General features: G+C 74.3%; 10 protein-coding genes. All 10 read right to left on the bottom strand.

What is annotated here, in order from left to right:
- Positions 1 to 19: 19 nt before the first annotated feature.
- The 10 genes from EIO00_RS03555 to EIO00_RS03510 all read right to left on the bottom strand — a co-directional run bounded on the left by EIO00_RS03555 (position 20) and on the right by EIO00_RS03510 (position 11,605).
- Complete coding sequence (locus EIO00_RS03555) at positions 20 to 694, bottom strand: NUDIX hydrolase (protein WP_140175461.1); 675 nt, start codon at positions 692 to 694, stop codon at positions 20 to 22.
- 99 nt (positions 695 to 793) lie between these two features.
- Positions 794 to 1,471 carry a hypothetical protein gene (locus EIO00_RS03550; RefSeq protein ID WP_241661090.1) on the bottom strand — a complete coding sequence of 226 codons (678 nt, stop codon included), beginning with the start codon at positions 1,469 to 1,471 and terminating at the stop codon, positions 794 to 796.
- A 113-nt stretch (positions 1,472 to 1,584) separates the two neighbouring features.
- Positions 1,585 to 2,265, bottom strand: a complete 681-nt coding sequence (locus EIO00_RS03545) for a lysophospholipid acyltransferase family protein (protein WP_140175459.1) — start codon at positions 2,263 to 2,265, stop codon at positions 1,585 to 1,587.
- A 357-nt stretch (positions 2,266 to 2,622) separates the two neighbouring features.
- Positions 2,623 to 3,450, bottom strand: coding sequence for a glutamate ABC transporter substrate-binding protein (locus EIO00_RS03540; RefSeq protein WP_140175458.1), 828 nt, complete (start codon positions 3,448 to 3,450; stop codon positions 2,623 to 2,625).
- Positions 3,451 to 3,472: 22 nt separating this feature from the next.
- Positions 3,473 to 4,963, bottom strand: coding sequence for a hypothetical protein (locus EIO00_RS03535; RefSeq protein WP_241661089.1), 1,491 nt, complete (start codon positions 4,961 to 4,963; stop codon positions 3,473 to 3,475).
- Between the two features lie 6 nt (positions 4,964 to 4,969).
- On the bottom strand, positions 4,970 to 5,704 hold the full coding sequence (locus tag EIO00_RS03530; protein ID WP_140175457.1) for an FHA domain-containing protein: 735 nt from the start codon (positions 5,702 to 5,704) through the stop codon (positions 4,970 to 4,972).
- 3 nt (positions 5,705 to 5,707) lie between these two features.
- Positions 5,708 to 6,997, bottom strand: a complete 1,290-nt coding sequence (locus EIO00_RS03525) for a vWA domain-containing protein (protein ID WP_140175456.1) — start codon at positions 6,995 to 6,997, stop codon at positions 5,708 to 5,710.
- A gap of 15 nt (positions 6,998 to 7,012) precedes the next feature.
- On the bottom strand, positions 7,013 to 8,038 hold the full coding sequence (locus EIO00_RS03520; protein WP_140175455.1) for a PP2C family protein-serine/threonine phosphatase: 1,026 nt from the start codon (positions 8,036 to 8,038) through the stop codon (positions 7,013 to 7,015).
- A 1-nt stretch (position 8,039) separates the two neighbouring features.
- Positions 8,040 to 10,409: a serine/threonine-protein kinase gene (locus EIO00_RS03515; protein ID WP_140175454.1), complete on the bottom strand. Its 2,370-nt coding sequence runs from the start codon at positions 10,407 to 10,409 to the stop codon at positions 8,040 to 8,042.
- Positions 10,409 to 11,605: a hypothetical protein gene (locus tag EIO00_RS03510; RefSeq protein WP_241661088.1), complete on the bottom strand. Its 1,197-nt coding sequence runs from the start codon at positions 11,603 to 11,605 to the stop codon at positions 10,409 to 10,411. The genes EIO00_RS03515 and EIO00_RS03510 overlap by 1 nt, the downstream gene beginning before the upstream one ends.
- Positions 11,606 to 12,298 lie beyond the last annotated feature (693 nt).

Below are 12,298 nucleotides of genomic sequence, written 5' to 3'. Positions count from 1 at the left end.
CAAGCCTACGAAACCCCGCTCAGGTGCGGGGACGCAGCATCGGCGGACGCAGCTGCTCGGCGTCTCCGCGCCGGTACAGCCGGGCGGGCCGGCCGCCGTCGCGGGTGGTGGTGCGGCCGGTGGGGATCAGGAAACGGTCCGCCCCGGTGACCTTGCGGTGGAAGTTCCGGGGGTCCAGCGAGGTCCCCCACACGATCTCGTACACCCGGCGCAGCTCCGCCACCGTGAACTCCGGCGGGCAGAACGCCGCCGCCAGCGAGGTGTACTCCAGCTTGGCCCGGGCCCGCTCGATGCCGTCCCGCAGGATCCGCCGATGGTCGAACGCCGCCTCCTCGCGCTCGACCAGGTCGTCCACGGCCCGCCACAGCACCTGCGCCCGGCTGGAGGCGGGCAGGTCGGGCGCCAGCCCCAGGTAGGCGACGCTGACCACCCGCTGGCGCGGATCGCGGTCCGGGTAGCCGTAGGTGGCGAGCTGCTCCAGATGGATCCGCACGTCCCGCAGGCCCGCGCGCTCGGCCATCAGCCGGGAGGCGGCCACCGGAAGGTCCTCGTCCAGCTGGATGAACCCCCCGGGCAACGACCAGCAGCCGGCGTACGGCGGCCGGTCCCGTCGCCACACCAGCGCGCACAGTCGCTGCTCGCGCACGGTCAGCACGACGAGGTCAACGGTGACGGCGACCCGGGGCACGGTCATGCGTGCCATTGTGCCGCGCCCGCGCCCCGCCTGCGCCGCGTCCGCCCCGGCCCGCCGCCGGCGCCCGGGGCCGCCCGGGGGCGGGGTCCGGACGCCCCGTCACGGGAGGACGCGTTCGGCGTGGTCGTAGGTCTGGCGGGCCAGCTGCTCGGCCTCGGCCCGGGTGACCTTGGGGCCGTAGACGGCGATGGTGGCCAGGTAGCCGCGGCCGCGCAGGACCGCGTACCAGGTGTTGACGGCGGCGTTGTCGCTGACGGTGGAGACGCCCAGGATCCGGGAGGCCGTCCCCACATTGCCGGCGCCGGCCTCCACGACCCGGTGCTCGGACCAGCGCCGGCCGATCCTGGTGCGGAACCGCTTGCACCCCTCCGGGGTCCGGACCCGGACGTGCCGTTCGGCCACCTCGTCGGGCACGGCCATCAGGGTGGTCGACACCGACTGGTCCGAGCCCTTGACGAACTGCACCACCGCGGCCGGCGCCGTCCGCAGCGCGGTGTCGGAGGCGGTGGCCGCCCCGGTCATCTCCCGGCACTGGGGCTTGTCGTAGGTGATCTCGTTCCGGAGCTGGTTGAAGTTCTGGATGCCCCGCAGCGACCCGTACTCCCCGGACTCCGGCTCTCCGACCCGCCGATACCCCACCAGCTCGGTCGGCAGCGCCTCGCGGAGCTGCGCCGCGGTGTATCTGCCGGGCGGCGCCGTCTGCCGCGCGGCCCGGGCCTGGGCGTTCTTTCCGTCGCCGCCGCCGCCGCAACTCGTGGCGAGCAGGACACTTCCCATCACAATGGGCAAGACACCATGGACGCTACGTGACAAGACCATGCTCGCGACCCTACTCGCACCCCGCGCGCGGGGAGGGGATTTCGACGGGGGCGTCCTGAGTCGGGCGAGAGTCAGGAGAGATCGGCGGTCTCGTTGTAGACGCCGGCGTAGTCCTGCCCGGAGAGCTTCTGGATGGTCTCGATGATCTCGTCGGTGATGATGCGGCGGGCCTTGGCCGGAGGCAGGTCCCGGTAGTGGGAGAAGTCCATCACCGGGCCGATGCGCACGATGGGGCGGGGGCGGCCGGGCCAGACGATGCGGGGCAGGGCGGCGCCCACGGGCTGGACGGTCTGGGTGTTCTGCAGGCCGATGGGCAGGACGCGGGCGCCGGTGGCCAGGACCAGCCAGCCGGTGCCGGTGCGGCCGCGGTAGAGGCGGCCGTCGCGCGAGCGGGTGCCCTCGGGGTAGATGGCGAACGCGCCGGAGTTCCGCAGGACCTCGACGGCCTGCTCCAGGGCGCCCATGGCGGCGCGCCGGGCGCCGCGGCGGATGGGCATGTGGCCCAGGGTGGTGAGGAACCAGCGGATGAAGCGGCCCTTGAGGCCGGGCTGCTCGAAGTACTCGGCCTTGGCGATGTAGGTCACCGGCCGCGGGATGACCAGCGGGATGATGAAGCTGTCGATGAACGACAGATGGTTGCTCGCGATGATCAGCGGCCCGTGGGCCGGCACATTCTCCAACCCCTCCACCTGCGGCCGGAAAAGCAGCCGAAGGATCGGAGCCACCACGCGCGCCAGGAACGTATAGAACACCCGACCTCCCGAATTCCCCAACGGCCACTGTAACGCCCCGCCGGAACGGCGCCCGCATCGGCACCGCCGTCACGACCGGCTGGCCCTCGGGTAACGGAAAACGTCCCTACCAGCACGTATGGTGCCGACAGGGGCCGGCCTCGCTCGTCGCCCGGGCCGGCTCGGGCGGCCGGTCCCGGCGCGATCGCCGCCGGGCGGGAGGGCCGGGGAAATCCTCCGCACTACTGGACGGTATGTCCAGTGCAAGCGCATTCAGGGTGTTTCATCTCTCATTTCCGGCCCGACGCGACCGCCGGCGCACGCCAATTCCGAAGGATCTTCATTTCTACTGACCGGTTGGTAATTTTGGTCGCCGGTTCAGGAGCAGCCCTCGAACTGCGGCACGCTGTCGGTCGTCCGCAGCGTGGTCCGCCCGAACCACTTGTCCAGCAGCCGCGCCGCCGTCCCGTCCTGGTACATCTCGGTGAGCGCCCGGTTGATCGCCTCGCAGCCGTCCAGGTCCCCCTTGTGCAGCCCGATCCCGTACTTCTCGTCGGAGATCGGCGCGTTGATGATCTTGACGGCGTTCCCGCGCTGGGCCGCGAACCCGGCCAGGATCAGGTCGTCGGTGCTCACCGCGTCCACCTCGCCCCTGATCAGCCGGTCCACGCAGTCGCTGTAGGTGGTGGTCTCCACCAGCCGGGCCGGCACCCCCCGCTCCTCGGTCACCCGCCGCCAGGAGTTGGACCCGGTGACCTTGCACAGGCGGCGGTTCGCCAGGTCCCGCACGTTCCGCACGGCCGAGTCGCCGGCGCGGACCAGCGTGTCCTGATGCGCCACGTAGTACGGCCCCGCGAAGGTGACCTTGGTCTTGCGGCTGGCGGTGATCGAGTACGACGCCACCACCATGTCCACCCGCCGCTGCTCCAGCACCTGCTCCCGCACGTTCGAGGGGGTCTCGGTGAAGCGGATCTCCTGGTCGGAGAAGCCCAGCTTGCCCGCCACATAGCGGGCCACGTCCACGTCGAACCCGACGAACTCGCCGTCCGACCGCCGCAGCCCCAGCCCCGGCTGGTCGGCCTTCACCCCGATCGTCAAGGTCTCCCGGTCCAGGATCGACTCGCCCCCGCCGGCGCTGCAGCCGGTCAGCACGCCCACGGCCACGGCGGCGGCCGACGCCAGCGCGGCGGTACGGGGAATGCGCATCTTCCACCTCCGATGCTGCGGCTCAGCGGTACTCGGCCAGACGCGGCCGGACCCCCAGCAGGATCAAGACGACCAGGGCGGCGGACGCGACGGGCAGCGCGACGTCCCAGCCGCGCAGCCCGCGGTCGCCCTGGCGGATGGCGCCGGTGAAGGTGGCGCGGTGCATGCGGGCCAACTCCACCAGCGCGGCGTCGTACCGGGAGAACTCCCGACCGTCCAGATGCAGCCTCAGCGCCTCCCCCAGCCGGCCGCCGGCCACCATCTCGCGCACGGAGCGGTCCTTGCGCTGGAACTCCCGGTACCGCTCCAGCACCCGCGTCACGGCGGCGGCCTCCGCGCCGCCGGGCCGCGCCGCCCGCGCCTGATCGCCGAAGAACCCCAGGAACGTCGCCCGCGGCTGGGACCGGTAGGCGTTCACCGCGGCGTCCAGGTTGACGTAGTAGTCGGCCAGGCTCTTGGTCCGCTCGGCGTCCAGGTACAGGATCGACTGGGACTTGTCGAAGTACACCTGCTCGTAGGTGTCGCGGCGCACCGGGTCCAGCAGATAGCGGCCCTCGTCGGCGTAGGCGCTGTTGCCGATCGCCCGCGCCCGCGACAGCGCCAGCACCGAGTCGAACCCCTCCTCCTTGGCCTTGCGCAGCAGCCCGGCCTGCGTCCCCACCAGCACCGCGACCGCGGCCGTCAGCGCCACCGCCCCGAGCGTGGCGAGCGCCAGCGCCGGGTTCACCAGCCGCCGGAACCGCCGCGCCAGATACACCTGGACGGCCGCCAGCGCCGCCACCACGGCCAGCCCCGAGCCCAGCACCCACAGCCGCCCGGCCACCAGCGAGGAGTGCTCCCGCTCATAGGTCTTGCGGACGATCGACCCGCTCTCCAGCGTCAGGTTGTAGGCCTGCGGCAGCAGCTTCAGCTTCATCAGGTCGGTGGCCTCGCGATACAGCGCCAGCACCTCATCGGACGGCGGCCCGGCCGGGTGCGGCCGCTGCTCGTCGAGCTGGATCGCCCGGGCGGCCAGCCGCTCGTACTCCCCCAGGCCGTCCAGCACCGCCTGAACGGTGCGCTGCTCGGTGCGGTCGTCCCCGGCGAGCTGGGCGGCCTGCAGCAGCGCCCGGGAGGCCTCGCTGCGGCGCTGCGCGTACAGCCGGAGCGAGGCCTCCCGGCCGCGCCCCAGATCGCGGTCGCGGCCCAACAGCAGCACGTTGGCGACCTGGGCGTCCATGTCGTTCAACGCGAAGAACAGGTCGCCGGTCGCCACCACCTGCGGGCCGGCGTCGTGCCCGATGGTCGCCAGGCCGTCGCGGGCGTTGCCGATCGCCCAGGACGCCGCGCCGAACAGCACGCCCACCGCCACCACCGCGACCAGCGTCATCGCCCGGATCCGGGCCGGCACGGTGCGCAGGTGGATCCGCCGGGCCAGCCGCCGGACGGCGCCGGGCCGCGGAGGCCCGGCGGGAGGGGTCGGATCGGGAACGGCGGGCGTCGGCCCCGCCGGGGACTGAGCGGTCACCGTCACGGCGGGTCACTCCTTCCGCAGGGTGATGGTGGTCCAGGCGCCGACATGGATGCGATCGCCGTCGTGCACCGGCACCTCCACGTTGAACGGGATCGGCTCGGTGGAGTCGTTGACGGTCGTGCCGTTGGTGGAGCCGGGGTCGACCAGCACCCAGGTGCCGTCCGGCCGGGCCATCAGCACGGCGTGGATGTGCGACACCGCCGGGTCCTCCGGCGGGGTGCTCAGGTCGATCTCGGGGACGAAGCCCCGGGAGACGCTGCGCCGCCCGATCCGCACCTGCTGCCCGACCAGCAGGTAACGGCGCGGCGGCGCGAACGGCGGGAACTTCAGCCTCTCCCCGTCCGGTCCCAGCTCGGCCAGCACCTTCTCGAAGTACTCCCGGTCGGCCGACACCACCGCCGACCAGCCGCCGGGCGCGGCCCCCTGCACCGTCCACTGGTAGATCGGCGCCGACGTGGAGGCCTGCGGCCCGAGCCGCCCGTCCGTCCCGGCGGGCTGGAGGAACGGCCGGGGCTCCGGCGCCCGGCCGGTCGCGAAGTCATAGCCGCAGGTCTCGCAGAACCGCCCGACCCGGGGCGTGCCGCAGGAGGGGCAGGCCCCGCCCTCCTCCGCCGGCCCGCCGGCCGGCGCCGACTCGGCGGAGGAGGGCGGCGGCGCCGGGGCCGCCCCCGTCATCAGCTCCCCGCAGACGTCGCAGTAGTCGTCCGTGGCGGAGGAGTGGCCGTTCGGACAGGTCGGCATGGCTCATCCTCCGTCCTTGCGGGTGCGCACCGTCTTCGTCGACCGGGTGTCGAGGGACATCTCGTCGACCTTGTCGACGTTCTTCTTGAGCCGGACCGTCCCGGTCACCGGGTCGATCACGTCGACGACCCGCTCCAACAGCCGTCCGATCTGCTCGTTGCCGGCCTGCCGGGCCAGCACCACCGCCCGTCCCAGCCGAGCGGTCGCGGTGTCCACGTCGCCCTCCCGGCGGGCCGCCAACCCCTCCTGAATGGCCGCGGCCAGCTCCGCCTGCCCGGTGTAGTCCGCCACCCGCGGGTTGATCTGGGTGGACTTGGCCTCGTCGTCGGTCCACTCGGCGAGCACGTTGCCCGACGCCAGCACCTGCTCGCCGCCCGCCCCGTCGGGGACGACCAGCTTCACCCAGGCCGCCCGCATCTGCCGGCCCACGTCGCTGGGCGGGACCTGCACGCACAGGTGGTAGTCGCGGATCTCATCGCCCCACGTGCCGGTCGGATAGTCGCCGGACTGCGGGGCCGACTCCACCCGCCGGCCGGTCAGGTCCTCCAGGGAGGGCGCGACCTGCTTGAGGAACTTCACCGTCCCGTTCTGGGGCGTCCACACCCGCAGCGCCACGTCGGCGACCGCCTTGCCCATCGCCTTCTCCGCCATCGCGCGGAAGTCGGCCTCCAGGTCGCGCGGGTCGGCGACGATGTCCACGCTGCCCAGCATCGCCGAGGCGATCTTGCGCAGCTCGGCGACCTCCCAGTCGGTGCCCACGCCCCGGCAGTCGCACACGAAGCCCCCGTTCACCTCGGCCAGCGCCGCGTCCAGCTCGGCCGGGGTCTCGTGCTGGTTCTTGCCGTCGGTGAGCAAGATGGCGTGCCGCACGCCCGCGCCGTGCCGCGACATCAGCTTGTGCGCCATCCGCAGCCAGGAGCCGATCGCGGTGCCGCCGGAGGCGTCCAGCCGCCCGATCGCCCGCTTGGCCTCCTCACGGGTCTGCGGCGAGGCCACCGCCAGCGTCTCGTCGGCCGGGTAGACCGGGCGGGCCAGGTTGAACCCCGCCACCACCGCGAAGCGCACCCCGTCGCGCAGCACGTCCACCGCCGCCTTGGCCGCCCGCTTGGCCTCGGCCATCTTGTCGCCGAACGACATCGACCCGGAGGTGTCGATGATGATCACCTCGGCGGCCGAGGTCGCGGCGGCCGCCGCACCCGCGCCGGTGGCCTCCACGGTCACGATGGCGTGCACCTCGCGACCGCCCACGGGCAGGTAGCGGTTCTGGTCGACCTTGATGGTGAACTCGGGCATCGCTCGCTTCGCTCCTCATCCGGCCGGGTAGGGGGAGCCCGCCTCAGGGGGCGGGAAAGGGATCAACACCACCGTGACGTTGTCGTGGCCGCCCGCGTCCAGCGCCGTGCGCACCAGCTCGCCGGCGATCTCCAGCGGCGGGCGGGCGGGGTCGCCGGCCCGGGCCCGGTGCACCGCCTCGGCCAGCTCGGCGGCCTCCGGCAGGTAGTTCCACAGCCCGTCGGTGCACAGCACCACCGCCCCCGGCCCGCCCGGCTCGAACCTCTCCACCCGGGGCCGCAGCTCACCGGCGTCGGCGCCGAGCCAGGAGGTGAGGGTGTGCGCGCGGACGTCGGCGTGGGCCTGGGCGGGCGTGAGCACCCCCAGCTCCACCATCTGCGCCGCCCACGAGTCGTCCGCGGTCAGCACGGTGGACGGGCGGGCGCCGGTGCCGTCGGAGATCCAGTAGGCCCGGCTGTCCCCCACCCAGCCCACGGTGACGGCGCCGACGTCCACCACGGCCGACACGTACGTGCAGGCGGGGGCCTCGTGCTCGGAGGCGGCCAGCGCGGCGACCGCCTTGCCCGCCCGCAGCACCGCCGCCCGGGTCGCCGCCTCGGTGTCGGCGCCCGCGTCCAGCTGGGCGGTCAGCATCGCCGCCCCGGTCTCGGCGGCGATCTGCGAGGCCTCCTCGGGACGAGGGGCCGAGGACACCCCGTCGCACACCACCGCGATCACCCGCCCGCCGGTCTCGACGACCGCCATCGCGTCCTCGTTGCGGCTGTGCCGGCGGCCCCGGTCGCTGACCCCGGCCGCCGTCGGCGTCGTCACCTCCACGTGCTCGCGCCCGTCGGGCTGCCGCAGCCCGCACTGCCCGCAGAACCCGTCGCTGATCTCGGTGCTCCCGCACTCGACGCACTCGGCGGGGCGCGCCCGCGCCTTCGGGGCGGGCGAGGCCGCCCCGCGCAGGGGGACGCCGCAGGCCTCGCAGAACCCGTGGTGCGGCAGGACGGGGTACCCGCACTCGGGGCAGCCGGCGGCCTTCATCTCGTTCTCCGGCATGTCACACCAGCGTCCGCGGTCGTACGGCGTTGGCCCGGTTCACCAGCCGGTGCCGTTCCTCGGCGTGGTCGGCGAGGCGGGCCAGGCCGCGGTAGGCGGCCTCCAGCCTGCGGCGCAGCGCGTTCTCCTGAAGGGGGACGCCCAGCACCTCGGGGACGTCCGGCGGCGGCCGGTGGTGCAGCGTCCACTGCAGCGCGGCCTCCAGGACCTCCGCGGTGAACAGGCCGGCCCGTTCGGCGTCCAGCTTGCGGTCCGCCTGCAGGTCCGCCAGCCGCCGCCCGGCGTCCACCAGGGCCGGATGCGGCAGCTCCTCGGGTCTCCAGCCGCGCACCGCCGCCGACACCGCGGCCAGCTGCGCCGCCGTGTGGTGGGCGGAGATCCGCGGCACCGAGTCCAGCATCCGCACCGCCCCGGCGCGGTCCCCCATCGCCAGCCGCACCCGCGCCGCCCCGAACGCCGCGCTCACATAGCCGGGGTCGGTGCGCGCCACCAGGTCGTAGAAGTAGGCGGCCGCCGGAAGGTCCCCGCCGCACTCGTGGGCGAACGCCAGCGCCAGCTTCGGCGGCAGCTCCCCCGGCAGCAGGCCGTACATGCCGTCGAAGAGCTCCACCGCCCGCCGCCAGTCCCCGGCGGCCAGCGCGGCCAGCCCCTCGTACCAGTCCAGCCGCCAGTCGCCGGGCAGCGTCGTGCGGTCCAGCTCCTCCAGCAGCTCGGCGGCCTCGGCGAACCGCCCCCGCTCGATGCGGACCCGGACCAGCATCAGCCCGACCTCCGGCGACTGCACCGGCGCCGCCTTCAGCGCCGCCTCCAGCTCCGCCGGGTCCCGCGCGGTCAGGCCCGCCAGGTAGCCCGCCGCCGGGTCGTTCCCGTCGACCTGCGGCGCCGGGAGCGCGGCCGCCGCCGACCGGGCGTCCATCGAGGGCAGCACGGCCCGCTGATCGCCCCCGGCGGCGATCTCCGTGCCCGCGGCCCGCTGCTCGGGCCCGAACAGCGTCGAGGTCCCCGGCCGCGGCCGCCCGTCGTCGATGGCCAGCACCTCCCGCAGCACCCCGGTGAGCTGCTCGGCCATCTCCGCCGCGTCCTGGAACCGGGCGGCGGGGTCCGGATCGGTCGCCCGCAGCAGGAGCCGGTAGAACGACTCGTACCGCTGGAACAGCGGCACCTCCTCGCGCGGCGGCAGGCTGGTGGCGTACCGGCCGGTGTAGCCGCGGAACGGGAAGCTCAGCACCGCCAGCGTGCGCGCCACCGTGTACAGGTCGGAGCTGATCGACGGGCCCTCGGTGGAGATCTCCGGCGCCTGGTACCCGGTGGTGCCGAAGATCGGGCTGTCCTCGTCGTCGATCCGCCGCACCCCGCCCAGGTCGATCAGCTTGAGCTGCTCCTCGGACTGGATGGCGTTGTCGGGCTTGAAGTCGCAGTACAGCAGCCCCCGGCTGTGCAGGTAGCCCATCGCCCGCAGCACCTCCAGGCCGTAGGCGATCACCTGGGGCAGCGGCAGCGAGGCCTCCTCGCCCTGCTCCTTGCGCAGCCGGGACAGGATGTCCTTGAGCGACTGCCCGCCGACGTACTCCATGACGATGTAGCCGACGAGCTCCCCGGTCTGCGGGTCCGGGTGGTGCACGAAGTTGTAGATCTTGACGATGTTGGGGTGGTCGACCTGCGCCAGGTAGGCCCGCTCGGCCGCGGCGGCCTGCATCGCGTCGGCGTCACCGGAGTTCAGCAGGCCCTTGAGCACCCGCCAGCTGTCGCTGACGTTCTTGTCCCGGGCCAGGTAGATCCAGCCCATCCCGCCGTGCGCCAGGCAGCCCAGCACCTCGTACTGGCCGCCGACCAGGTCGCCGGGCTTGAGCTTGGGGGTGAACGAGTAGGGGTGCCCGCACGAGGGGCAGAACCCCTCGGTCCGCCCGGGCCGGCCGTCCCGGCTGCGCCCCACCGGCTCGCCGTCGACGCTGCAGAACCGGCGGTTCTCGGGGACCTCCGGCTTGCTCAGGACCGCGGTGGCCGGGTCCCGGTACGGAACGGGCGGCACCTCCACCAGGCCCGCGCCGAGCATCCCGCGCCGCGACGCCCCGGTGGAGCCGGTGCGTCCGGTGCGGGTGCTGCGGCCCGAGCCCGTCCGGCCCGACCCGGTGCGGCCCGAGCCCGTCCCTCCCGAGCCGCTCCCTCGCGAGCCGGAGGACGGCGCGGAGGAGGGCCGGGTGGGCGAGGCGGACCGCACCTGGCCTGGCTGTGCGGCGGCGATGCCCGGAGTGGCGCCGGAGGCGCTCCGGGGCGGGGGGACGGCGGGGGCGGGCTCCGGGGCGAGTCCGTCGACGTTGCAGAAGCCGTCCTCGATGTAACCCGGGCACCCGGGTCTGGTGCACTTCTCCATCAGTCCGTCCCGGTCTCCAAGGATCTGAGCGCTCGCTGATACCGGGTGAGCGCGACGGTGGCCCGCCGCAGATCGCAGGGGGCCGTCCACAGCAGCGCACGGGCCTGCTCGTGCAGCCGGGCCAGCTCGTCGTGCTCGGCGAACCCCAGGCGCGCGGCCTTCACCCGATAGGCGTCCAACCTGCCGCGCAGCTCGTCGCGGCGTTCCAACAGGCCGGTGCTGAGGGCGCGGGCGCGTTCGGCCTGCTCCACCGCCCCGGCGATGTTCGTCTCCAGCTCGGCCATCCGGGCGGCCAGGTCGGACCAGCGCCCGGCGGCGCGCAGCGCGGGCAGCGCGTCCAGCCGCTCCCGCAGCACGGGGCCGGGGTCGGCGGGCTCCGGCACGCCGGGGTCGGCGATCTTGACCTGGACGGTCCGGTAGGCGCTCCGGGCGGCGGCGACGGCCTGGGCCAGGGTGCTCAGCCCGGCCTCCAGCGCCGCGACCCGCTCGTCGTACTCGGCGCGCAGCCGGGCGGCCTCGGCGAGGCCCTCGCGCACCGCCGCGAGGCCGGCGCGCAGCGACTCGATCCGCTCCGCGTCGGCCCGCCCGTTCTCGACCAGGGCCAGCGGATCGGTCCGGACCAGCTGCCCGGTCGCGGCCAGCTCCCGGCCGAGCCGGTCCAGTTCGGCGTCGCGTCCCTCGCCCAGCGACTGCGCCAGCCGCACCGCCTCGCGCCACTCCCGCTCGGCGGCCTCCAGCGGCTCCAGCAGCGCCTCCCAGGCCGCGTCCACGGCCGAGACCAGCTCGGTGACCTCCCGATAGGCCTCGGTCATCTGCTCCTTGGCCTCCTGGAGGGTGCACCTCTCGCGGTCCGGCCCGAGCAGGGTCCGCCGCCGGAGGGTGATCTCGTCCCGCGGGACCTCCACGGACGGGCCGGTCAGCAGCTCCGTCAGCCTTCGGAGGGTCGCCTCGCTCGGCCGCCGCCGCTGCAGCTCGGTCGCCTCCTCCAGGACGCCCTGGTAGGCGTCGAACAGCCGCCACAGGAAGGTCAGCGCGGCCTGGGCCCGCTCCCATCGGTCCCGAGTGCCCCCGCTCAGGCGGGCGCCCTTGAGCAGCCGATGGCCGTGGTGCTGCTCCAGGTCCAGCAGGGAGGCGGAGATGCGATCACGTTCGTCACGGAGCGTCGCCAGGGCGTGCTCGACCGTCGCACGACCCATGGGCGCCGCACCCTTGTCACTCACCGTCGCTCCGTGTCGTTCCGCCTTGCTTCAAGCCTCCACTGTGAAGCGCTCATGGTGAACCCTTACGCCAGCTTTCCGTACTCCGCCGCGGGCATCTGTGAACGATGACACTGTCGGCCGTCGCCGTTCCGCCCCCGCGCCCACGTCACCGGCCCGCCGCAGGGGCCTTCTCGCCCCGGCGGACTCCGCCCCGGCCGTCCGCGGAGGCCGGGGCCGGCGGCGGGCGGGGGCGCCAGGCCCGACGGGCGTGTCGTTCGACGTCTGAGCGCCGGGTCCGGCCGACGGCTCCGCCGAACCCCCGCTGCCGTACGCGCACCCGCTGGGCGGCCACTCCACCGTCATGACCCACTGGGTGGGGCCGGCCCTACGGCTCGGACCGCCGATCCTGTCGCGGCCGGCGACCGGCTCCCTGCGGGTGGAGCGCGAGGAGCCGGAGGCGTCCCCCCGGGAACTGGACACGCTGGCCGCGCACTGGCCCCGCCTCATGCCCGCCGAGGCCGCCGTCGGCGAAACCCCGCTCCTGGAGCATCTGACGTCCCGGCCGGCCAAGCTCCGCGAGGCCGTGCGCATCGCCGCCTCCAGCGGCGGGACGATCGAGATCCGACCCCGGCATCCGACCCCGGCCACCCGGCGGAGCGGCCCGGGCGGTCGTTTCGAGCCGGGTCGTCC

The organism is Thermomonospora catenispora (assembly GCF_006363815.1).
GTDB lineage: Bacteria > Actinomycetota > Actinomycetes > Streptosporangiales > Streptosporangiaceae > Thermomonospora > Thermomonospora catenispora.
Note: the sequence above shows the minus strand (reverse complement) of the source record. Positions and strands in the feature narration are given on the sequence as shown.